Annotated in this window: 16 protein-coding genes; 7 read left to right on the top strand and 9 right to left on the bottom strand. The window is 56.7% G+C overall.

The annotated features are described in order from the left end of the window. Positions 1–83: 83 nt before the first annotated feature. The 3 genes from ACEQ15_RS19770 to ACEQ15_RS19760 form a co-directional block, all read right to left on the bottom strand. On the bottom strand, positions 84–2,576 hold the full coding sequence (locus ACEQ15_RS19770; protein ID WP_370280989.1) for an EAL domain-containing protein: 2,493 nt from the start codon (positions 2,574–2,576) through the stop codon (positions 84–86). 182 nt (positions 2,577–2,758) lie between these two features. Continuing rightward, positions 2,759–6,532 carry a M36 family metallopeptidase gene (locus ACEQ15_RS19765; protein ID WP_370280988.1) on the bottom strand — a complete coding sequence of 1,258 codons (3,774 nt, stop codon included), beginning with the start codon at positions 6,530–6,532 and terminating at the stop codon, positions 2,759–2,761. Between the two features lie 326 nt (positions 6,533–6,858). Beyond that, on the bottom strand, positions 6,859–10,875 hold the full coding sequence (locus ACEQ15_RS19760; RefSeq protein WP_372530389.1) for a hypothetical protein: 4,017 nt from the start codon (positions 10,873–10,875) through the stop codon (positions 6,859–6,861). Here ACEQ15_RS19760 and ACEQ15_RS19755 point away from each other — a divergent pair. From ACEQ15_RS19755 to ACEQ15_RS19725, 7 genes are all read left to right on the top strand, one after another. Further along, a complete protein-coding gene (locus ACEQ15_RS19755) occupies positions 10,849–11,001 on the top strand; it encodes a hypothetical protein (RefSeq protein WP_372530388.1) in 153 nt (50 codons plus the stop codon). The two genes, ACEQ15_RS19760 and ACEQ15_RS19755, sit on opposite strands and share 27 nt — an antisense overlap. A 645-nt stretch (positions 11,002–11,646) precedes the next feature. Beyond that, the gene (locus tag ACEQ15_RS19750; RefSeq protein ID WP_370280986.1) at positions 11,647–11,985 is read left to right on the top strand and encodes a hypothetical protein; all 339 of its coding nucleotides are present in this window, start codon (positions 11,647–11,649) and stop codon (positions 11,983–11,985) included. Positions 11,986–12,063: 78 nt separating this feature from the next. Further along, positions 12,064–13,359, top strand: a complete 1,296-nt coding sequence (locus tag ACEQ15_RS19745; protein ID WP_370280985.1) for a TolC family protein — start codon at positions 12,064–12,066, stop codon at positions 13,357–13,359. Next, entirely contained in the window at positions 13,356–14,840 is a 1,485-nt protein-coding gene (locus ACEQ15_RS19740; protein ID WP_370280984.1) for an efflux RND transporter periplasmic adaptor subunit, read from the top strand. The genes ACEQ15_RS19745 and ACEQ15_RS19740 overlap by 4 nt, the downstream gene beginning before the upstream one ends. After that, the gene (locus ACEQ15_RS19735) at positions 14,837–17,950 is read left to right on the top strand and encodes an efflux RND transporter permease subunit (RefSeq protein WP_370280983.1); all 3,114 of its coding nucleotides are present in this window, start codon (positions 14,837–14,839) and stop codon (positions 17,948–17,950) included. The genes ACEQ15_RS19740 and ACEQ15_RS19735 overlap by 4 nt, the downstream gene beginning before the upstream one ends. A gap of 206 nt (positions 17,951–18,156) precedes the next feature. Further along, positions 18,157–19,227: a helix-turn-helix domain-containing protein gene (locus ACEQ15_RS19730; protein WP_370280982.1), complete on the top strand. Its 1,071-nt coding sequence runs from the start codon at positions 18,157–18,159 to the stop codon at positions 19,225–19,227. Next, on the top strand, positions 19,205–19,690 hold the full coding sequence (locus ACEQ15_RS19725; protein ID WP_370280981.1) for a PIN domain-containing protein: 486 nt from the start codon (positions 19,205–19,207) through the stop codon (positions 19,688–19,690). The genes ACEQ15_RS19730 and ACEQ15_RS19725 overlap by 23 nt, the downstream gene beginning before the upstream one ends. A 31-nt stretch (positions 19,691–19,721) precedes the next feature. Here ACEQ15_RS19725 and phnP read toward each other — a convergent pair whose 3' ends face one another. The 6 genes from phnP to ACEQ15_RS19695 all read right to left on the bottom strand — a co-directional run. Continuing rightward, positions 19,722–20,477 carry a phosphonate metabolism protein PhnP gene (gene phnP / locus ACEQ15_RS19720; RefSeq protein ID WP_370280980.1) on the bottom strand — a complete coding sequence of 252 codons (756 nt, stop codon included), beginning with the start codon at positions 20,475–20,477 and terminating at the stop codon, positions 19,722–19,724. A 20-nt stretch (positions 20,478–20,497) separates the two neighbouring features. Next, positions 20,498–21,076: a phosphonate metabolism protein/1,5-bisphosphokinase (PRPP-forming) PhnN gene (gene phnN, locus ACEQ15_RS19715; protein WP_370280979.1), complete on the bottom strand. Its 579-nt coding sequence runs from the start codon at positions 21,074–21,076 to the stop codon at positions 20,498–20,500. Beyond that, complete coding sequence (locus ACEQ15_RS19710; RefSeq protein WP_370280997.1) at positions 21,076–22,224, bottom strand: alpha-D-ribose 1-methylphosphonate 5-triphosphate diphosphatase; 1,149 nt, start codon at positions 22,222–22,224, stop codon at positions 21,076–21,078. The genes phnN and ACEQ15_RS19710 overlap by 1 nt, the downstream gene beginning before the upstream one ends. 30 nt (positions 22,225–22,254) lie before the next feature. After that, positions 22,255–22,941: a phosphonate C-P lyase system protein PhnL gene (phnL, locus tag ACEQ15_RS19705; RefSeq protein ID WP_370280977.1), complete on the bottom strand. Its 687-nt coding sequence runs from the start codon at positions 22,939–22,941 to the stop codon at positions 22,255–22,257. A gap of 11 nt (positions 22,942–22,952) precedes the next feature. Then, entirely contained in the window at positions 22,953–23,810 is an 858-nt protein-coding gene (gene phnK / locus ACEQ15_RS19700; RefSeq protein ID WP_370280976.1) for a phosphonate C-P lyase system protein PhnK, read from the bottom strand. Further along, a partial coding sequence (locus ACEQ15_RS19695; protein ID WP_370280975.1) for an alpha-D-ribose 1-methylphosphonate 5-phosphate C-P-lyase PhnJ occupies positions 23,807–24,329 on the bottom strand: 523 nt, incomplete at its 5' end. The genes ACEQ15_RS19695 and phnK, both read right to left, overlap by 4 nt.

The raw sequence follows: 24,329 nt of genomic DNA, 5'->3' as shown, positions 1-24,329 counted from the left end.
TTCTGAGTTGCGTGAAAGTTTTGTATCGATTTCCTGTCAGAAAGGACTTCCCTTAGCCGGTGCAAGTCCGTTTGCGTTTTACTTCACGTCTCTACCTCCTCAATGATTTTCTCGCGTTCAGCACGTTCGAGCAGAACGGCAGCGATCTCTGCCGGCGGCATGGGGCGACCATGAAAAAAACCTTGCAGGTAGTCGCAACCCTGCTGCCGGAGGAAGTTGTGCTGGTGTTGGGTCTCTACCTCTTCGGCAACGACTTTCAGACCCAGGCTGTGGGCCAATGAGATCGTGGCCGTGCTGATGGCGGCATCGTTGCTGTCGGTTTCGATATGGCTGACGAATTCGCGATCCAGTTTCAGGATCTGAATCGGGAGTTTTTTCAGGTATGCCAGCGAGGAGTACCCGGTGCCGAAGTCATCGATGGCAATGGTGATCCCCATGGCATTGAGTTGCCCGAGAATGCTGATCGCCTGTTCCGGGTTCTCCATGGCCAGTGATTCGGTGATCTCCAGCTCAAGTGCACTGGCAGGCAATCCGCAGTGGGCGAGGGCTGCGGTGACCTGCGAGATCAGGCTGGTCGAGCGCAACTGACGTGCCGAGAGGTTCACCGACATACGCAAGTGTGCAAACCCCTGCTGGTGCCAGTGGGCTAGCTGCTGGCAGGCGGTGCGTAATACCCACTCGCCGACCGGTTCGATCAAACCGGAATCCTCCAGCACCGGGATAAACTCGGCTGGCGAGACGAGGCCCCGTTCCGGGTGGTGCCAGCGGATTAAAGCCTCCAGTGCACATATGTTGCCGCTCGCCGCATCGATCTGCGGTTGGTAGTAGAGCTCGAACTGCTCCTCCTGAAGTGCCTGGTTTAGCTGCTGGCCCAGGTTGAGTCGATGCTGGGTCTGCTCCGAGATAGTGCTGCAGTGGAACTGGAAGTTTTTACGCCCCAGGCTCTTGGCGTGGTACATCGCCGCATCCGCGTGTTTCATCAATTCCTGCACGGAATCGCCATCGTTGGGATAGACGCTCACGCCGATGCTGGGCGTGATATAGATGGGCTGATCATTGATTTCATAGGGGGCGGACAAGGTCTCCAGCAGCGTGCTGGTTTTGAGTGCGAGATGGTTGTGGTTGCTAAAGTGGGTGAACGCCAGGGTGAACTCATCGCCACCCAAGCGGGCCAGCAGATCGCTCTCCTTAACCGTGTCCTTCAGTCGTTTGGCCACCGCCTTCAGCAGTTCGTCGCCCACCTGGTGCCCCAGGGTGTCGTTGATGTCTTTAAAGCGGTCGAGATCGATAAACAGAATCGCCAGTTCCCGCTGCTCGTGCTGTGATGCGGAGATGGCCTGGCTGAGGCGTTCTTCAAAACTGAAGCGGTTGAGCAGGTGGGTGAGCGGATCGTGATAGGAGAGATGCTGTATCTGTTCTTCAGCGTTTTTCTGTTCGGTGATGTCGCTGAAACTGGCGATGTAGTAGCTGATCTTGCCCGCTTTATCGCGCACGGTATTGATGGTTATCCACTTGGGATAAATCCGGCCATCCTTGGTGCGGTCCCATAACTCGCCTTGCCAATAGCCGTTGTCCTGAAGGGCGTGCCACATGCGTTGGTATGTGGAAGGAGGAACTTTGCCCGAGGCCAGTATCCTGGGGTTATGCCCCCGGACCTCATCCTCCCTGTACCCGGTCAGTTCGGTAAAGGCTTCGTTGACCGATATGATCTGGTTGTTCTGGTCACTGATCAGTACCGCCTGCCGGCTTTGTCGGTAAACGTTGGTATATAACTCCAGCCGTATCCGATTCTGTTCCTTTTCTGTCCGGTCATCGAGGATGGCCACCAGCTCGCCGCTGGACAGTTTGTAGATCTGGATATCGAGCCAGAGCCGCAGGCGGTGGCCCTTGTAGACCGTGAAGGTATGGGCGTGGGGTGTGTTTCCCTGCCAGGCTTTCTTGATCGAGCTATAGAGATCATCCACCTTCTTGCGGCTGTAGGGCAGCAACTCCCTTAACGGGATCCCCTTTAAGCTGTAGCTGCTGCGGTGAAAGATCTGTTCACAGGCTGGGTTGGCGCTTTGCACCTCGAATTCTGTGCCGCTTTCGTGCGGCTGCAGCACCAGTACCCCATTGGGCATCGACTGAAACAGTTCCTGAAAGCGCGCTTCACTGCGTTGCAATGATTTGTGCTGTGCCTTGGTTTCACTGATGTCTTGCCAGGTGACGTAGATGATCGGGCCGGAGCTCGAGTGCATCGCAGACAGCGTCACCCTGACGGTGAAATGGGAGCCGTTCTTGCGCTGGTGAATCCATTCGAACTGGACGGTACCTTCGTACTCTGCCTGACGAATATAGGCGGTGGACTTGTCGACCGAGCAGGTTCCGTCAGCCTGGTAGAGGGGGGATATATCCGAGGGATGCACATGAAGCAGCTCGTCCTTGCAGCTGTACCCCAGGACTTCAACCGCGGCCTGATTGCACTCGATAAACCTATCCCCACGGATGATCAGCGACGGATCAGGGGAGGAGGTAAACAACGTCAGGATCAGGCTTTCGTCGTGGGAAGCCCGCGGTGCGGTTTCATACCAGCGCATTCCAGTAAGTCCCTTTACAGTACTTTTATTCTTGTTATTTCGGAGCTGCTTGAAAAAATATCCATAAGCTTAGTATGGATTTTCAATATTGCACTGTTGTTTCTTGTGGCTGTAGCTTCTTGTTAAAGGCTGGCTCAGCCGAGTCCTGTTTCGGCTGAGCCATTTAGGTCATATCGCTACTGTCAGGGCGCCGAGATATTCACGTTGTTAACCGCACCCTCAACATAGGTGTCGCCACTGCTGCGGGTAATGTCTGTCACCTGCAGGGTAACTGTGCCCACATTGGTTTTGATGTTTTTCAACTGCATTGTGCACTGGCCGCTGCTGTTGGTGGTGCAGCTGTCGTTGCTGCCGGTACTCCAGCTGGCATGCACCACGGCGGCGCTGACCGGATTGCCCTCGCTATCCACGATGGTGGCGGTGGCTTCCGCATCCCAGCGGTTGCGCCGACCCGGATAGGATTGGCCGGTGAAGGATTGCAGGCTCATCTCAAGCGCGGGTGGTGGGTTGGAGACGCCGCCTTCGGTTATGGAGAGGTGATAGACGTCAATCTCATCCGGGTTGTTGTGTGTTTTGGTCTGGTCGGTTGTGGTCACCCGGACATAGAAATTACCCGGATTGTGATTGGGCAGGAATACAGCGCTAGGGATGCCATTGCCCGCCATGTTCATAGTGAACAATGGAGTCCAGTTGCTGTTGTCACTGGAGTAGGACCAGAGGAACTCGTCGCCGTCGCTGCTTTCCTGGTATACATCGGCAACGATGTTGAGGACCAGACCGGTACCGTTCTGCAGGTTAAAGATCCAGATGTGTTCCAGAAGGTCCCAGCGATCGGCCGGTTTGCCGCCTTGATGGGACTCACCGAGACGTTGGTAGCTGCCGTCGCTGTAGTGGGTGTCGGTATAGTTGCCAGAGAGTACGGTGCCGGTGACATGGGTTTCACCTGACGCCAGCTGCTGCACGGTACCGTTCGGATCGTTGACAGTCAGGGTCAGATCAACCGCATACGGTGAGTTGTTACTGTCGTTGCTGCTGATACACAGGGTGCCGTTGTAGCTGTCTGGCGATAACCCGGTGGAGTTGAGGGTTACGGTGACGTTGCTGCCGCTGTTGGCGCCGGTGCTGCCGGACACAGGATCGGCAGAAGCCCAGCTCGGTTGTGTACAACCGCCACCGGTGCCAATGTCCCAGTCCAGTGTGGCGCTGCCAACGTTGTTGATGGTCAGGTTATGCTCCGTGCTGTCACCGGTAAAGTGGGTGGCGGCAATTGCTGTCGGATTGGTGGCAATGCTGGGTGCGTCAGAAGCTGCAACCGGTGTACGCACCTGATCACATTCGTTGTCGCCCTGGTCGGAGCTGGCGCAGGCCTGGCTGTGGATAATTGCGTTGTTGCTCAGTTCCACGTCATCCAGGTCCCAGCCGACACCCCCAACGAAACCGTCAGTGGCCATACGGAAACGCACGCGGATGTTCTTATTGGCATAGGCACTCAGGTCGACCAGCGTCTGCTGGTAGCCGCCGCTGCTGCCGGAGAACGCTGGGCGGTCACTGATCGCGCTGGCCGGGTTGGTGTTGATGATGCTGTTGTAGCCGTTGCGGAACATATCCGGGCCGAGATCGGTCCAGCTGCTGCCGTTGGCGGAGATCTCAACCACACCACCGTCCCAGTCCGCCTCGGTGTCGTAGTTGTGCCAGAAACTGAGCAGGGCATCGTCGCCCAAGCTGATGCTGTTACTGAGGGTCAGGTACTGGTCGCTGCTGGTGGCGATATCCTGTGCCAGCCAGGCGGATACCGGACTGTAGGGGTTCACGCCACTCAGTTGCCAGTCAATGGAACCGGAGGCGTGGGAGACGTTCCAGAGGCCGGTGCCATTTTCCATGTTGTCCGCCAGCAACAGGCCGGCGGCCCCGCCGCTGACCTGCACATCAAAGTGGCAGGTTCGAACTTCGCTGTCCGCCATGCCGCCCAGAGGGAAACTGATCACGCCGCCGGACTCACTGCCGCCACAGGTGGCCGAGTTGCTCATATAGCTTGTGTTGGCGGGCACGGGATTAATGATCTCAACACCGGTCAGTGGATTCCCGGTCTGGTTACGGATCTCAATACTGTAGTTGATGGTGTCGCCACTCTGCGCCCACAAGGGGCTGGCGCTGGTAAGGATGACAAGACGATCCTGACATGCGAGTGGGATGTCATAACCCTCTGTGCCGTCGCTGCGGCTGCCCACACTGCCCTGAGTGGCGCTGTAACCAAGGCCACGTTTGGCAAAGGCTTCCCAGATCAAGCATTGGTTGTCGCCCTGATTGTTGGTCATATCCGCGGCCAGGATTGCGTCGCGGGCGTCCACAAAACCCGGTGAACAAGGCTGTTGCTTGAGGCCGTCCATCACCAGCTGCAGCGCGATGTTGTTGCCTCCGGTGCCGGTATAAAAGTCGGAATCAAAGCCGTATTTGTCGATCAGTGCCCAGGTCATATCCCAGAGCATGGCGGCCCACACCGAGCCTACCCCATGGGGGATGGAAGCGGACTTGATTGAGTTGTAGGTGCGTGGATCGATCGCCAGATCGGTGCTATAGGGGTAGTCGCGGATGCCGTCGCCGTCGGTGTTCTCACCCAGCACGTAGGTGCCGATGCCGCGTTTATCGGTGCCGCTGTCGGTGGTGCGCATGGTCATCCACAGGCCGAAATAATCACTCCAACCCTCACCCGCCTGTTCGGTGTTGGTCAGGCAGGAGGTGTTGTTGGGACCACCGGTCAGGCGTTTGGAGATGCCGTGGCCGTATTCGTGCACAATGATGCCGTTATCCAGGTCCCCGTCGCGGCCCGGATTGGTTCGGTTCCACAGGTACATCTGCATACGCGGCGGGCTGCCATCCGGTGGGGTGGCCATGTTGGCATTGTTGATGCCGCCACCGTCCTGGGCTTCAGCACGAACCGCATCGTTGCCTTTACCCTGACCGGCGCTGTTGTTGTTCTGGAAGTTACCCCCTGCCTCATCAAAACCGTATTCCAGGAACACGTCGTGGATCAGGTTGTTCCAGTAGAACAGGTTGGTGATTGCTGCATCGATATACTGGGTGGGTTCCTGGGACAGGTTGATTGGGAAGTTGAAGTCCAGTGTTGGGCTGCAGGCACGGGCGTTGTCACCGCCGGTGGGGCTGTTGCTGGCGTCGTCATCGATGTAGGCATCCACGTTGTTACCGCTGGTGCATTGCCCGTCCACCCACGGTGACAGGTCGGTGAAGTTGAGAATCTGGCGGTTACCGTGGTTCGGGCTTTCCACCGGTTCCGGATACACCTCCATGGAGTGCTCGTGCACCACGTAGTTGGTCTTATCCAGTACATCGCCGGTGAGTGCGTCGATGCGGATGCGCCACCAGTTCTGCGCATCCAGCTCGTAGATCTCCAGATCCCAGGCCAGGCGTGCTTCGCCGCGGTTAACCGGCTGGTAAACCAGCTTGCCGGGGATCGGATTGCGGGAGATCGGGCCGGATGCCTCCAGCCCCAGACCACGGGCTGCTGCCGATACCGCTTGCCCAAATTTTAACCCCGGCAACGTGGTGTTTACCTGCTGCTGGATGTTGGACACAAAGCTGTTGTTGAGGCTGATCACGCTGCCGTCACGGGCGATATTGATATTGAGGTTGGCGCCGTGAACTTCGAAATTGCGGTAGCGTTGACGCAGATGGATATGGGTCACGCCGTTATTCGGTGAGCTGAAACGGTCGGTCAGCAGGGCCGTGTTGATATCACGGTTGGACAGACCCAATGCGTGCCGGTGACTGCGCAGGTAATCCAGCGCGATGGTAAGTGGGTCACCGCTGTTGGGGCCGGTCAGAAAGTGACCCGGTTGATGGGGCGCGGCATAGCTGAAGCTGACCACAAAAGCCGCACAGATACCAAGCAGGTAATAAGCGAAGAAACGGAAACGACGTAGCAGCGGTTGGGCGAACATGGTTTGTGTCCCCCTGGTCTGGGTGGTGTAGGTTTGGTTAGAACGTTTGCACAGGGCAGAACACAACGGATTATGCCCCGGCGAGTGCCTTTACTGGGGAACGAAGCAGGTTTTGAGCCAATACGATTTTGTCTTTTAAAACAGGGGATTAGCTTTGGTGATAAGAAGGCGAATGCTGAACTGTGTAAAGTCGAAGAAACATTTGTTAAGTTTGCTGTAGTGTTGATGTAACACCTGTAAATCCTGGCTGACGTACGTTGTTACCTCCTGCAATAAAAACAGGCGCTACCGCGAGGTAGCGCCTGTAGGGGTAGCCCTAAGAGGCGTCAGAGGTAACCACCACTCAGGTTTTCAGGATCAATATCAAACGGCTCGGATGAGCTTGGTGGTTCCGGAGCATCCACAGTGGTCAAAGGACCGGAGCAGACGCTGGTTGGATCCAGTACTGTGATCAGAACCGTTGGCAGTGAGCTGCTGGAGAAACCGTTCAGTTTCTCAACACCGTCGATCTCAACACGGAAGGCCGCGATACCTAGGTTTTCACCGGTCAGGTTGCCCAACAGCGGACCGTAGTTAATGCTTACATCGCTGTCGTAGACGATGGCACAGTAAGTACCACCTTCCAGACCCACCAGACCGGTGGCACGCAGCGGTGTCACATCTGGAATCTCATCCAGCAGGCTTTGCGGTACATTGCCGTCGACAAAGGCACGCAGGCCATCACCACCGGCATCGAAGCTATCCCAGGAGAATGGGATGGTTTCCGGAGCGAACCAGGCTTCATCGCCTACCTGGCCGGTCTGCAGTTTGAACATCTGACCAACGCGGTTGACGAAGAACGGCAGCGGAGCACGGGAGCCTTCGGCCGGTTTGTGCTCGTTCACTTCACGTTTGCGGAACTCGATACCGTTGTTCTGGTTAGGAATAACGTTACTCAACCAGTACAACAGGTTATTGTCGATGCTGTCCTCATCGATGATCAGCACACCTGCCGCTGCGGCTTCACAGCTGACTACGGCGCTGTCACTGTCACTGACCGGGTTACCGGTTTCGACAGAGATTGCATCGCCGGTCGCTACGTTGACTACGTCGCCCGGAACTTCACACAGATCCGGCTGACTGAGGGCTGGAATGTCACCTTCGTCGAGGACGATGGTCTGGCCTGCCACCAGGTTGCCGACGAAGAAGTCGACGATATTCAGCGTTGCGTCGTTGATGATCACATTCTCAAGATCGGCGGTACCGATATTGGTGAGGGTGATGCGATACAGGGCGCCGTTGCCGAGGCCGGTTGACGGAGCGGTATTGCTGTCGTCGGCATCAAAGTAGGTATTACCACCGTCCACGCTCACTTCTTTCAGCAGGCGGATCGCCTCTTCAACACAACGTACAACAGCTGGATCGCTATCGCTGACCGGGTTACCGGTATCTTCAGACGTACCGTCCACAATGGCGATATTGGTTACATCGCCCGGAGTCTGGCAGCGGCCTGGCTGGTTCAGGGCTGGGATGTCACCGGAGGTGAGGATCACAGTCTGTCCCGGAGCCAGATCACTGACCGGTTCATCAAAGATACCCAGGGAAGCATCGGTCACGGTAATGTTTACGATGTTCACGGTGCCGTTGTTGGTCAGGCTGATGCGGTACAGTGCGCCGCCGCCCAGTTCAAGTGCAGGTGCACCGTTACTCTGGTTGGCGTCGAAGTAGGTAATACCATCATCCACACTGACTTCTTTGAGCAGCACGATCTCTTCGCGAACACAACGTACGTTGGCGTTGTCACTGTCGCTGACCATGTTGCCGGTATCAACGGAATCACCGTCGGCAGTGGCGATATTGGTGATATCACCCGGTACCTGACAGAGTCCCGGCTGATCCAGTTCAGGGATCTCACCCTGATTCAGCACCACGGTCTGGCCGACTGCCAGATCACCAACGAAGAAGTCCACGATATTGAGCGTTGCATCGTTAACTACAACGTTTTCCAGAGGGGCTGTGCCGGTATTGGTTAAGGTGATGCGGTAAAGCGCGCCGCCACCCAATGCGGTCACTGGTGCACTACCGCCGGTGTTGGCATCGAAGTAGGTCGCGCCACCATCCACGCTGACCAGTTTGACGATATCAATCGCCTCTTCAACGCAGCGCAGTACGGCTGGGTCGCTGTCGGACAGCATGTTGCCGGTATCGCTGGAGATCGCCTCTACAGTGGCGATGTTGACCACGTCCCCCGGAGCCTGACAACGATTCGGCTGATCCAGTTCAGGGATCTCACCAGAGGTCAGTTCAACAGTTTGACCCGGTGCCAGATTGCCAACCAGGAAGTCCACAATACCCAGTGATGGGTCGTTGACCACGACGTCCATCAGCGTTGCAGTACCAATGTTAGTCAGGGTAATGCGATACAGTGCGCCTTCACCCAGGGCTGCGGCAGGTGCGCCGTTACTCTGGTTGGCATCAAAGTAGGTATTACCACCGTCAACGCTGATCTCTTTGATCAACTCGATCGCTTCGTCCACACAGTTTACGACGGCATCGTCGCTGCCCTGAACCGGGTTACCGGTAGCATCGGAGGTGGCCGATGCGGTCGCGGTGTTGGTTAGGGTACCCGGTGCCTGACAGCGTGCAGGCTGGTTCAGAACAGGGAAACTGCCAGATGTCAGTACAAATGAAGCACCTGAGGCCAGGGAACCAACGTTGGCATCGATAATGCCCAGGTCGGTATCGTTCACGATGACATTGCTCAGTGCTGCGGTACCGGTGTTGGTGATAGTGATGCGGTAGAGAGCGCCGCCAATAATGGCTACAGATGGTGCACTGCCAGCATCGTTGGCATCTTCATAGGTGGTACCACCATCAATGCTGATCTCTTTCAGTACCTTGATCGACTCGGTCACACAGAGCACGTTGGCGTCATCGCTGTCATTGACCGGAATCTGCAGGATCACGTCGTTACCAGCGGCAGTGGCGGTATTGCTTACCACTCCGGTACCGCTACAGCGACCTGGTACGTTCAGGGCTAAGATCTCGTTTTCGGTCAGTACGACAATCTGGCCAATGGCGAGGTTGCCAACGCTGTAGTTCACGATGCCCAAATCGGCATCGTTGATCACTACGTTTTCCAGCGCCGTATCACCGGTGTTTTCCACGGTGAGTTTATAAAGAGCGCCACCGCCAACCAATGTCGCCGGAGCGGAACCCGCATCGTTAGCATCAAAGAAGGTGCTGCCGCCATCCACGCTGACCTCTTTCTTGATATCGATACTTGGGTTCAGCGTTGGGATAGGTACCTGCACTTCGGCAATATCTGTTACCGGATCCACATCATCAGCATCTGCAGTGGCGGTGTTGATGATGGTGTCACCGATATCATCGATGGTCATCGGTCTGAGCGATTCACCAAAGGCGGAACTGCCGGCGGCCAGGTCATCATTCTGGTTGTCGTTATCTTCGTCGGTCAAACCACTGGTGAGGGTGACGGTAAAATCATCGCCGGTATCGCCCGGTGTACCGTTGTCATCTGTAACTACCAGATTCAGCAGCGGTGCGGTCTGCGCGCTGTTGATAACTTCGTAGCAGTACTTCGCAGTCTGGTCGAAGTTGATGATTTCGCTGTTCACACCCGGGCAGCTACCCGGTGCGATGGTCACGGTTTTAATGATATCGATCTGTGGCTGCTCGATCTGTCCCACTTTTTTAAACGGGATAGTCTGCGCACCACCGGAGATTGTATCTGCGGATGGAGAGATAACACGTGCTGCAGCCAACTGACCCTGCATGTTACCGGTTGGATTGCTGTTAAGCTGGCACTGGATCATTACGTCAACACGTACGACCACACTCTCACCGGCTTCCAGATCGGTTACTTCGACGGTACCCAGCAGTTCGCTGCCTTTTACAAACACAGGCCCGGTCAGGCTTTCGCTGACCAGTGTGGCAACACTGCCGAGATCATCATTGATACCGGCGTCGGTGCCGCCTGGGCCATCACCCGCGCCCATATCGATCACGCCGTAGTTCACTTCGGCATTCACGATATCGGCCAGGGCGGTGCCCTGCTGACCGGTGGAATGGGCGGTGAAAGAGTAGTCCAGCTCAATAACTTGAACTGGATCGGTTGGGGAGTCGTCAACGACCACCTGGGTCAGGAAGGTCACGATATCGCCACAGGCGAAGTCGCCGCCTTCAAGGGATTCAACGATGTCGTCGCCCCGGCCCACCGTGCGGTCGTCGAATGCGCCGCCACCGATGGTGTGGTTATAGGTCAGCGGTGCCGACGCGGTGAAATCTTGAGAAAAATCCCCACCATCCGACCACGCATGGGCACTGAACAGCAGGCTGAACACAACAAAGCCGAGGACACGGCTCAGCTGTTCAGTGAGTTTTACGGTGGTGTTGATGAGGGCGCCGAACCAGCTGCCGCACGTTATTACGCATTGCCTGAACGCACGGCATCTGGTCCTGATGACTGACATAACCGTGGACATTGAAAACTCTCCTTCGGGAGGCATCGCTGATGGTACAAACGGCTGGATGTCTTGCCCGGAAATGCAGATGAATGGGCGGGGCGGGCGGATCTGGTGAGTTGATATATCCGAGGATTTGGAGTGCCACCACGTCGGCAGATCGCTTGGTCCGACAGGTCCCCTTCCGGATATGGCCAGAGCGCCCGCACCCTTCGCAATTAGGGCAACGCAGGTTTTATGCCAGCCGGAGGAGGCCTTTAAATTCAGAGGCTTAGGACGAAACGATACGCGACGATGATTCTATCTGTACAAGTTAAGGAACGCATAGATACTGGGATGCTATAAAAATCTTTTTTTTTCAGTTGTTTAGCAAGGTGATTCGAAAGAACTTGGGTGTAAAGCTGGCTTTACGTGTGCCTGTGCAGATGCGTTGCGGGTCGATTGGAAGTGCTGAAACAGTGAAACTTTTAGCCACAAGTATTATGAAACTTTTTCAGCTGTCGCGTATCCTATGGGGCATGCGTGCACCGGTGGGTGCGCTTAAAGTCACACACGGATCTCATATGCTCACTCAGCTTTTCACAACAAGAAACAAAATGCTGGCGTCGATCGCCTTGCTGTTTTTTGTTGTCTATTGCGCGGTGGGTGGGTGTGTGTACCAGCTGGGTAAGCACGGCGGTAGACGGCGACACTCAAACGGCTCAGATCGTTGACCACAGCATGCATCACTCCGGCGACGAACCGATGCCGGATGCATCACACTGCGGCAGCGGCGAAAGCGGCTGTGAGTGGAGTCGGAAGCTGGTAGCCGACCCGATGCCGGATGCCGATCCGGACCATACCTATTTCCTGATCTACCTGATTTCGGCCAGCGTCCTGTTGGCTCTGCTCTGGCGGCAGGTGCGCCTGTTTGGCCCCTATGTCCGTCAGCTCTTTGTTTTGCGGGGATATCCGCGTCTCCACGTTCAGCACGCTGTATTTCTGAATTAAGCAACCCTTCTCTGTCATCTATACGACCTGCCGGTGAATACCGTGCGGGAGGTTTTTACATGTACAAGAGAACGGATTATGCGTTTACGTATATCTCACTTTGTTATTGCTGCGTTTACCGCAACTGCATTGCCGGTGCAGGCGGAGCTTACCTTAGAGAGCGCCATTCAGGAGGCGATCTCTAGTGACCACTGGGCGCGGAGCAGCGCCTATCAGGAACAGGCACTGCGTCAGCAGGCGATCGCTAGCGGTCAATTGCCTGATCCGAAAATGCGCCTGGCCCTGGCCAACCTGCCCACCGATACCTTCGATTTTGACCAGGAAAACATGACCCAGCTGCAGGTGGGGGTGTCGCAGCAGTTCCCGCGTGGGGACAGTCTGAAGATTCAACAGCGACAGCTTACGCAACGGGCCGATAAGGGACCGCTGCAGCGGTTATTGCGCGCCGCCAAGCTGAAAAAACAGGTGTCCGGCAGCTGGATCCAACTGCATGCGTTGCAGGAGCAGTTGATGTTGCTGGAGAACAACCGCTACCTGTTCCAGGAGCTGGTGGATATCAGCCGGGCCAATTTCCGCAGCGGTAAGGCACGTCGCTTTGAGGTGATCGATGCCGAGCTGCAGGTGACGCGTCTCAACGACCGCATCACCCGCATGCAGCAGCAGGAATCCGCCCTGCGCAGCCAGCTCAATCGCTGGTTGCCGGAAGCGATGAGCAATGAGTCCCTGCCCGTAAAGCTTCCGGGTCTAATCCCGGTTGTCCCGGTGTCGGAGCAACAGCAGATGCTGGAGGCGTTGCAGCGACACCCGCAGCTGCTCTTGCTGGAGCAGGATATCGAGATCCGTCAGCGCGGTGTGGAGCTGGCCGAGCAGGCCTACAAGCCCGGTTTCAAACTCGATACCAGCTACGGCTTTCGTGACGACATGCCAAACGGTCGGGATCGTGCCGACTTCTTCAGCGTGGCGCTGACCTTTGATCTGCCGCTGTTCCCGGAAAAACGCCAGGATGCCCGCCGCAATGCGGCGATCCAGCAGCGCGAGGCGGTGCGAGAGGACCGTCTGCTGACCCTGCGTGAATACCGTGCCGAGCTGCAACAGGCGCTCAGCAACTATGCGGGGCTGCAGCAACGTCTGGATATCTACAACAACGATTACCTGCGCCAGTTGCGGGAAAAACGTAAGTCCGCAACTCAATCCTATGCTGCCGCCGACGGCCGATTCTCCGACGTCGCGGCAGCCGCCATGGGCGAGCTGGAAACCAAGATGATGAAAATCCAGCTCCAGCATCAGCAAGCCCAGATCATCAGCAACATCAATTACTGGCTGGCGGGTGTTGATCCTGCGCTGGCCGCAGCAGAATCCGAGGTGAACCCATGAATAAATTTGTCCTGACAACTGCAGCCCTGCTGATCGGTGCTGCCGGAGGTTACTTTATCCAGGGGCAGATGGGTGGTGGTGCCGATATGGGCGCCACCGGTAAAGCCGCGGATGAACCGCTGTACTGGGTGGCACCGATGGATCCCAATTACCGACGTGACAAACCGGGCCTGTCGCCGATGGGGATGGAGCTGGTGCCGGTCTATGAAGAAGACCTGGCGGGTGGCGATTCACCCGGTACGGTCAGCATCGATCCACGGGTGGAGAACAACCTGGGGGTACGTACCGTACCGGTTTGGTTCAGCCCGTTGCAGGCCAACCTCTCCACCGTGGGTTACGTGGGGTATGACGAAGAGAAACGTATCGACATCCACTCGCGTATCTCCGGCTGGGTGGAGGTGCTGCATGTGAAGGCCGAGGGTGAATACGTCGACAAAGGCGCGCCGCTGTACGAGATCTACTCGCCGGATCTAGTGAATGCGCAGGAGGAGTATGTCGCCGCACTGCGCAGCGGCAACCGCTACCTGCAGCAGGCCAGCCGCGACAAGATGATTGCGTTGGGGGTACCGGAGCAGACGGTTACTCAGCTGCGCAAAACCCGCAAGGTCATGAACACCATCCCGTTTTACGCACCGCAGGCGGGTTTTGTCAGTATGCTGAAGGCGCGCCAGGGTATGTTTATCAAACCGGCGACGCGGGTGATGAGTATTGGCGCCCTGGATCAGGTGTGGGTGATCGCCGAGCTGTTTGAGCGTCAGGCTGCCCAGATCCAGGTGGGTGACAACGCCCGCATGCAGATGGATTTCCTGCCGGAACGGTTCTGGGGTGGTACGGTGGATTACATCTATCCCACCCTGAATGAAAAGACCCGCACCGTGCAGGTTCGGCTGCGCTTTGATAACCGGGATCTGGCGCTGAAACCGGGTATGTTCGCCCAGATCGATGTGCTGGCACAGCCAACGGCTGAGGTGCTGAACGTGCCATCCAGCGCGGTGATCGAAACCGGTGGCCAGAAGCGGGTGGTCGTGGCACTGGGTGAGGGCAAATACAAGTCGGTGGAGGTGCAGACCGGTGCCCGCATCGGCAACCGCACCGCGATCCTCGACGGGTTGTATCCGGAAGACAAGGTGGTGATATCCGCCCAATTTATGCTCGACTCCGAATCTTCCATCAGCTCCGACTTCATGCGCATGACACCGCCAATGATGGGCCGTATCGAAGAGACCTGGGCCCAGGCCGAAGTCCGTGAATTGAACGCCGAGGCGCGCACGGTGGTGCTGAAGCATAAGGAGATCCGTATGTGGAAGCAGCCGGAGATGGTGATGGAGGTGCCGGTGGATGAGGCGGTGGATCTGGAAAAACTGCAGCCGGGCAGTGCCGTGCAGGTGCTGTTGAACGGCGGCAACATGGGCAACCTGAAAATCACCGACGTGATCCTGCCGCAGCCCAAAGCGCCCCGTGAGCAAGGAGGCCTGATGTGATTAAGGGACTGATTTTCTGGTCGATCAGGAACCGCTTCTTTGTCCTGCTGGCGACCCTGATCCTGCTCGGCTGGGGTGTGTTTACCCTGAAGAACACCCCGATCGATGCCATTCCCGATCTGTCCGATGTGCAGGTGATCATCAAAACCAGCTACCCGGGGCAGGCACCGCAGGTGGTGGAGGATCAGGTGACCTATCCGCTGACCACGGCGATGTTGTCGGTACCGGGGGCGAAGACCGTGCGTGGTTTCTCGTTCTTTGGCGATTCCTACGTCTACGTGATCTTTGATGAGGATACCGACCTGTACTGGGCGCGCAGCCGCGTGCTGGAGTACCTCAGCCAGGTGGCGCCGAGCCTGCCGGCCAGTGCCAAACCACAGCTGGGGCCGGACGCCACCGGTGTTGGCTGGGTATACCTCTACGCGCTGGTGGACCGCACCGGCAAACACGATCTGGCCGAACTACGCAGTATGCAGGACTGGTTCCTGAAGTATGAACTGCAGACCGTGCCGGGTGTGTCGGAAGTGTCGCCGGTCGGCGGCATGGTGAAGCAGTATCAGGTGAAGGTGGACCCGGAGAAACTGCGCGCCTTTGGTATCCCGCTCTCCCATATCAACAGGGCGATCAAGCGGGCGAACCAGGAGAGTGGCGCGTCGGTGTTGGAGATGGCCGAAGCGGAGTACATGGTCCGCGCCAGCGGTTATCTGGATGGCATTGACGCGATCCGCGCGATCCCGCTGGGTGCGACCCAGCAGGGCACGCCGATCCTGCTGCAGGATCTGGCTGATGTAAGTGTGGGCCCGCAGATGCGCCGGGGTATCGCCGAGCTGGACGGTGAAGGCGAAACCGTCGGTGGCGTGGTGGTGATGCGCTTTGGTGAGAACGCCCAGAAAACCATTAATGGTGTAAAAGCCAAGCTGGAGGAGCTGCAGCGCAGCCTGCCGGAGGGCGTTGAGATCGTCACTGTGTACGATCGTTCCGGGCTGATCGAACGGGCGGTGGAGAACCTGTTCGAGAAGCTGCTGGAGGAGTTTGTAGTGGTGATCGTGGTTTGTGCCGCGTTCCTGTTCCACTTCCGCTCCTCCCTGGTGGTCATCATCAGTTTGCCAGTGGGCATTCTGATGGCGTTTATCGTCATGTACTACCAGGGGATCAACGCCAACATCATGTCGCTCGGCGGTATCGCCATTGCCATCGGTGCTATGGTGGACGGGGCGATCGTGATGATCGAGAACGTACACAAACATATCGAGCGCACCCCCCTCACGCCGGAGAACCGCTGGCGGGTGATTGGTGAAGCCTCGGCGGAAGTGGGCCCGGCCCTGTTCTTCAGCCTGCTGATCATCACCATGAGCTTCCTGCCGGTGTTTACCCTCGAAGCGCAGGAAGGGCGGATGTTCGCGCCGCTGGCGTTTACCAAGACCTATGCCATGGCAGCCGCAGCCGGTCTGGCGGTGACCCTAGTGCCGGTGCTGATGGGCTACTGTATCCGCGGAAAGGTGCTGCCGGAGCACAAGAACCCGATCAACCGCCTGCTGCTGGCGATCTACCTGCCGGTAATCCGCGCGGTGCTGAGCTGGCCTAAAACCACCGTCGCGGCTGCTTTGCTGGTGACCGCCGTGGGGTTCTGGCCGGTGGACAAGTTGGGTAGCGAGTTCATCCCGCCGCTGGATGAAGGCGACCTGATGTATATGCCAACCACTTATCCTGGCATCTCTATTGGTAAGGCGCGCGAGCTGCTGCAGCAGACCGACAAGCTGATCCGCACCGTGCCGGAGGTGGAGCGGGTATTTGGTAAGATCGGTCGTGCCGAGACGGCCACCGATCCGGCACCGCTGACTATGATCGAAACCTTTATCACCCTGAAACCACGTGATCAGTGGCGCGAGGGGATGACCACCGAGAAGCTGACCAAGGAGCTGGATAAGCTGGTGAAATTCCCCGGCCTGACTAACGCTTGGGTGATGCCGATCAAAACCCGTATCGACATGCTGGCGACCGGGATCAAAACCCCGGTGGGCTTGAAGGTGGCGGGGCCTGATCTGGCAGAGATCCAGAAGATCGGTCAGCAGCTGGAGCAGGTGATCGCCGAAGTGCCGGGCACCGCGTCGGTGTACTCCGAGCGTGTGGCCGGTGGACGTTATATCAAGGTGGATATCAAACGCCTGAAGGCGGCGCGCTACGGCCTAAATATCGCCGATGTGCAGGCGGTGGTGACCAGTGCCATCGGCGGCATGAATGTCTCCCAGACCGTGGAAGGGCTGGAGCGTTATCCGATCAACGTGCGTTATCCACAGGATTACCGCAACTCGGTCGAGAAGCTGCAGCTGCTGCCGCTGGTCACACCAACAGGGCAGCGAATCGCGCTGGCGGACGTGGCAGAGATCTACATTGAGGACGGCCCGCCGGGGATCAAGAGTGAAAACGCCCGCCCCAACGGCTGGACCTTTGTGGATATCGAAGGCCGTGACCTGGGCTCCTACGTGGCGGATGCGCAGAAGCATGTGGCAGAGAACGTCGAGCTGCCACCGGGTTACTCCATCAACTGGTCGGGGCAGTACGAATACCTGCTGCGCGCGCAGGAACGCCTGACCTACGTGGTGCCGCTGACGCTGGCGATCATTGTCATCCTGCTCTACATGAACTTCCGCCGCTTTGCCGAAGTGGCGATCATCATGGGTACCCTGCCGCTGGCGCTGATCGGGGGAATCTGGATTCTCTACATCAATCAGTACAACTTCTCGGTGGCGGTGGGCGTTGGTTTTATTGCCCTGGCCGGGGTGGCTGTGGAGATTGGGGTGATCATGCTGGTTTACCTCAACCAGGCATTCAAAACGAAACAGGCGGAAAATCCCGATGGCATGACGCTGGCCGACTTGCGTGAAGCGGTCATCGAAGGCGCCGGTATGCGCGTGCGTCCGGTGATGATGACCGTGGCGGCGATCATTGCCGGTCTGTTGCCGATTATGTACGGCACCGGCACCGGTTCGGAGATCATGCAACGTATCGCTGCACCGATGGTGGGTGGCATGGTCAGTGCCGTGGTGCTGACGTTGGTGCTGGTACCGGCGGTGTATTTCCTTTGGAAGAAGGGGGAGGTTAAGGACTAAGCGTTAAGGCACTGTCTGGATAGATGGGCAGTGCCCTTTTTGTGATCGAATGAGCTTTATAGTAATTAGTGTTTTGTTTAAGCGATTAGTTGGTGAATCTTTCGTATGAGTCATGCATAACATGATTGTTGTTCATATGACTTAAGCGTTATTAGGGTTTACAATTTCAATACTAAAATGGATTTTGTAAACCGGGGCCGTTAAAAATGATTGGAGAACGCTTACATCGAGCAAGAAAGGCAGCAGGACTGTCTTTGCGTGCGCTCGCCGAGCAAGTGGGAGTTTCTCAAACCACTATAAATAAATATGAGAAAGGCGTCTCAATGCCTTCTTCTTCTCAGATGATTAAACTGTCGAAGTCCTTAGGTGTGAAGGTAGAGTACTTTTTTCGGCCCATGCAAATTGAATTGAAAGGGGTTGAATACAGAAAGCGTTCCTCTGCACCAAAAAAATTGCTGGCAAAGATCGAAGCGGATGTTCTAGATCAAGCTGAGCGTTGGACTCAGCTGCTTTCTCTATATCCAAAAGCTCCTGTACCTGAGTTTTCATTGCCAAGTAGTTTGGCCGATCGTATTTCTTGCTTGGAAGAAATTGAGGTCTTTGCAGACACTGTGCGCGAAACTTGGGAATTAGGCCTTAATCCGGTTCCTGACATGATAGATGTGCTGGAGTCTATGGGAGTACTTGTGATAGTTACTTCTATTGACGTTGCTGGTCGTTTAGATGGTTTAGCGGCATCAGTCAATGGCACTCCTGTAATAGTCGTTTCCGCTCAATGGCCCGGAGATAGGCAGCGTTTTACTCTTGCCCATGAGCTTGGCCACCTGCTGTTGGAAGGTCGATTAGCTCAATCAATAGATGAAGAAAAAGCTTGTGATAGATTTGCTGGAGCTTTTCTCCTGCCTAAAAAGTCATTAATCAAATGTCTCGGCGAAAGAAGAAATCGGCTTGAATCAAGAGAGCTCTATCTTCTCAAGCAAGAATTTGGCATTAGCATGATGGGAGCACTAATAAGGGCTCATCAGTGCAGAGTGATTGCTGATTCAGTGAAAGATTCTATGTTTCGATACTTTTCTAAAAAGGGCTGGCGGACTTCAGAGCCAGGTACCCCTTATCCAAGTGAAAAGACTTACATGTTTCGTCAATTGGCATATAGAGCCTTGGCTGAGGACTATATTGGTGAATCAAAAGCCGCGGAGTTGATAGGGCTGTCGACTTCAGAACTCAGAGAAGAGAGAAAAATGGGAGGCATGGATGCAGCAGTTGTTAATCAGTGACTCAAATGTACTGATTGATCTCGAGGAGGGAGGGCTAACCCAACAGCTGTTTCTCTTGCCGTATACGTTTGCAGTGCCAGATATCCTTTATGCTGAGGAGTTAGAGGAAAAACATGGTTGGTTGCTGGATGTTGGACTTTGTCAGAAGGAGATGACTCCTGAAAGCATGGTCTATGTTTCTGAACTACTCGTGAAATATAGTGGGCCAAGTTTTAATGATTGTACTGCTTTAGCCTTAGCAAAGCAGGAAGAGTGCCCACTCATTACTGGTGATTTACGTCTTCGCAAAGCTGCAGATAAAGAGTCGGTGCCGAAGTTGGGGACGATTTGGCTCTTGGAACAAATGATAATTCACGGGATTTGTTCCACCAAGGAAGTTCGGGGTGCTTCTCTCAAAATGAAGCTTGCAGGTAGTAGGCTTCCATGGACGTTATTGGATGACATGCTTGCAAAACATACTTGATAGAGAGGTTGAGAACGTTCAGCCAACTCACTTAAACGTGGTGGATGGAGTTATCCATTGCAACCTTGATCTCACCGTAGGGCAGTTCATTATCTAACAACCACTCATCCATCTCATGCCCTAGATGGGTCAGTATCATCTTCTTCGGCTTCAACGCCTTAAAGATCGCAAGGCTCAGGTTCAGGTCGTTGTGATTACGCGGTGGCTGCGGTTGCGGCGGTACGCTGGTGTCGATAACCACTACATCCAAATCAAACTGCTTCAAATACTCTTCCGATGCTTCGGGCAAACCAACCGTATCGGTCAGATAGGCGATGCGTTTGCCGTCCTGTTCAATCAGGTAACCAAAGGTAGGTTTGGAGTGCTGCATCGGGATTGGGGTGATGCTTAAATCCGCTTGTGGTGAGAACGGCTCGAAGGCGGTAAGGGGCGGCAGGAACTCCAGGATGCCGGGGTGTTTTTTCAGGTCACCGGCCGCACCGCCATCTTCCGGCCCGTACACCGGGATATGGTCGTTCACGCCCCAGCGCAGGTGGAACAGGCCCTGGATATGGTCCATGTGGTAGTGGGTGAGCAGGATGCCGCTGAGCTGGCCGGGCTGGAAACGTTCGCACAGGTCGGTAAGGCCGCCATCGATCAGCAGACGGAGGTCACCGCTCTCCAGCAGGGCGCTGCAAGGCTTACGGCGCAGAGCCAGGTTCTGGCGGGCGTTTTGGCAGGCACGGCATTCGCAGCCGTACACCGGCACCTGACGAACGTCGCCGGTGCCCAGCAGGGTCAGTTGCATCTAGTTCGACACTTCTCTTTTTAGGTTGTTGTGGACCAACTGTAATGCTTGATCACTTCCAGCAAAGCGTTGATGCCGTGCATCAGGTCGCCGCTGTTGTCGACTTTGATCAGGTTGGAATCCAGGTCAGAGTTCAGATTATTCACCAGCTGCTGGTGGCGCGCCAGTCGTTGTTCGATCTCGATGGCGCCCTCGCGGCCACGGTTGAGCAGGCGGTTGCGCAACAGATCGGGATCTACATCGATCAATACCGGCACCAGTTCGTCGTACTGGGCCAGGGCGTGGGGCAGGTATTCGCGCGAGCCGTTGACCAGCACATTGAGTCCACGGTCCAGCCAACCGTTGATCTCGCTGCCGATGCCGTAGCGATAACCGTGGGACTGCCACTGCATGGTGAACAGGCCAAACTGGTCGCGCATCTGGAACTCCTCGGCGGACAGGTGCACGTGGTTTTCACCACCCACGCCCGGGGCACGGGTGATGTAACGGTGCGCCACGCAGCAGTGCTGCTCCGGGCGCAGGCGTTCACGGCAGCCTGCCAGCAGGGAGTCCTTACCCGAGCCGGAGGCGCCGATCAGATAAAACAGGGTGCCACTCATCAGAAGACCCTCCGTCCCTCACGCCAGGTGCGCTGAATCAGCGGCATTACCGCGTGTCTGTGTACCTGAACCAGGTCGGCGCGTAGGCCGGTTTTCAGTTCACCGCGGTCGAACAGGTTGGACGCCTGTGCCGGATTGCGGGTAACCAGGGCGATGGCATCAGCCAGGGTATAACCGTTGTCCTGCTTGGCAACCATAAAGGCCGCCTGCAGCAACGCCGATGGGTAGTAGTCGGAGCTGAGGATATCCAGCACACCTTCACGCGCCAGTTCGGCGGCGGCGATGTTGCCGGAGTGGGAACCGCCACGCACCACGTTCGGTGCCCCCATCAGCACTTTCAGACCTAGCTCGTGGGACGCACGGGCCGCTTCCAGGGTGGTGGTGAACTCGGCCACCTGCATACCCAGTTCGGCGGATTCCTGTGCGTGGGCCAGGGTGGCGTCGTCGTGGCTGGCGGTGGCGATGCCACGGTCGTTACACACTTCGCAGATAGTGCGACGGAAGCGGTCGGCGTACTGGGCGCTGTTGGCCTGCTGCTCGGTGATGAACACGTCCATCTCGGCATCGCTGAAGCCGTATTTGCCCTGGTAGTACTCGCGGTACTTCGGGATGTTCTCAGGCGGGAACTGACGCTGACCCGGAGCGTGGTCCATGACGGAGACCAGCTTGACCAGATCTTCACCGATGTAACGCTCAAAGAACTCCATCAGGCCCGGGAAGCTCACTTCGCAGCGCAGGTGCAGGAAGTGACTGGCACGGTTGGTACCTGCCTTTTCAGACGCCACGATCGCTTTGATCATCGCATCCAGTTTCTCGACACGGGTGCTGTCGCCGACGATGTCGCCCAGTGCCACGGAGTCGAAGGAGGTGGTGATGCCCGCGGCAATCAGCTGGGCATCGTGGGTGGCCATCGCCAGGTGACCCGGGTAGTCCACCTTCGGGCGTGGCGTGAAGTATTTTTCCTGGTTGTCGGTGTGCAGCTCGACCATGCCCGGCATCAGGTAGTCGCCGCTCAGGTCATCGGCCTGTGGCAGCTGGCTGTTGCGGGTGTCGATGTCGGCGATTTTACCGTCACGGATCACCAGGCTGCCGTTGACCACTTCGTCCGCCAGGATCAGCTTGGCGTTTGTCAGAATCTGTTCTTTCATATCGTTCACAACGATTCTCGTATCTGTTTATTAAATCGCGCGGATATCGACCAGACGGTCGGCTACGGCTTCACGTACGTCTTCATCGTGGAAGATGCCCACAATGGCCGCTCCACGGGCTTTGGCGTTGTTAATCAGCTCAACCACCACCTTGCGGTTGGTGGCATCCAGGGATGCGGTGGGTTCGTCCAGCAGCATAATCGGGTAGTCGACGATAAAACCGCGGGCGATGTTCACACGTTGCTGCTCACCACCGGAGAAGGTGCTTGGCGCCAGGTGCCAGAGGCGTTCCGGCACGTTCAGCTTGCTCAGCAGGTCTTTGGCCTTGGCTTCGCAGATCGCTTTATCCACCCCCAGATCCAGCAGCGGCTGCATTACCACATCCAGCGTAGAGACTCGGGGAATCACACGCAGGAACTGGGACACGTACCCCAGGCAGTGCTGGCGCAGGTTGATGATGCGACGGGGCAAGGCCTGGGTCAGGTCCAGCATCTCGTCGCCATCGCGCAGCAGGATCTCGCCACCGTCGACGGAGTAGTTGGCGTAGAGAGCTTTCAGGAAGGTACTTTTACCGGCGCCGGACTGGCCGTGCAGCACCACACATTCGCCCTGCTGTACTTCCAGCTGAGCGCCGTTGAGCACTTCGAAGCTGGCGCCACCCTGATTGTGCAGGGTGAAGGATTTTTGCAGACCGGAAACCCGGATCATGGTTGTCATGGTGTGTCTCCTTAATTCTGCAGAATGGATGAAACCAGCAACTGGGTGTACGGGTGTTGCGGGTCGTCCAGTACCTGGTCAGTGAGGCCGGATTCCACCACTTCACCGCGACGCATCACCATCAGACGGTGGGCCAGCAAGCGGGCCACGGCCAGGTCGTGGGTGACGATGATCACACTCAGCCCCAGCTGGGATACCAGGTTGCGCAGCAGGTCGAGCAGGCGCGCCTGTACGGAGACGTCCAGACCACCGGTGGGCTCGTCCATAAAGATCAGGCGTGGGTGTGTAACCAGGTTGCGGGCGATCTGCAGACGCTGCTGCATACCGCCGGAGAACTGGCTGGGACGGTCATCGATACGGTTGGCATCAATCTCCACCGCTTCCAGCCACTCTTCCGCTTTGGCGCGGATATCGCCGTAGTGGCGCTGGCCCACGGCCATCAGACGTTCACCGATGTTGGCGCCGGCACTGACGTTCATGCGCAGGCCGTCGCGGGCGTGCTGGTGCACGATGCCCCATTCGGAGCGCATCAGCACACGGCGTTCGGATTCGTCACCGGCGTACAGGTCCATCTCACCAAACTGTTCGCTGTTGTAGATAATCTGGCCACTGTCCGGCGTCTGGCGTGCCGACAGGCAACTCAGCAGGGTGGATTTACCGGAACCGGATTCACCCACGATGCCCAGTACTTCACCCGGGTAAAGGTCGAAGTTGATCGGACCGCAACCTTTGCCCGGTGCGTAGTATTTGTTGACGTCGCGTACACTCAGCAGCGGCGCCAGGTCTTGCCATGCGCTGGTATTCATCATGCTGGCGTCGCTCATGACCGTGTTATTCATGCTTTTTACGTTCATGCTTTTTACATTCATGACGTGGTTTCCTCACCCGCAGCGGCCTGGCGGCTGCGGCAATAGTCGGTGTCGGAGCAGACAAACATCTTGCTGCCTGCGTCGTCGATGATCACTTCATCCAGGAAGCTGTGGTCGGAACCGCAGATCGCGCAGTTCTCATCCCACTGCTGCACCTCGAACGGATAGTCGTCGAAATCGAGGCTCTTTACTTCGGTGTAGGGTGGTACCGCGTAGATCCGTTTTTCGAACCCCGCACCAAACAGCTGCAGGGCTGGCATGCGGTCCATCTTCGGGTTGTCGAATTTCGGGATCGGCGAGGGGTCCATCACATAGCGACCCGCGACCTTCACCGGATACGCATATGAGGTGGCAATGGCGCCATGCTGGCTGATGTCTTCGTAGAGTTTCACGTGCATCAGCCCATATTCCTGCAAGGCGTGCATCTTGCGGGTTTCAGTTTCACGCGGCTCAAGAAAACGCAGCGGCTCCGGGATCGGGACCTGATAGACAAGGATCTGATCCTCACTCAGCTCGGCC

Origin of the sequence: Pontibacterium sp., from assembly GCF_964228735.1 — a bacterium.
GTDB lineage: Bacteria > Pseudomonadota > Gammaproteobacteria > Pseudomonadales > Balneatricaceae > Pontibacterium.
The sequence above is the reverse complement of the archived record's forward strand: the minus strand, read 5'-3'. Positions and strand labels throughout refer to the sequence as shown.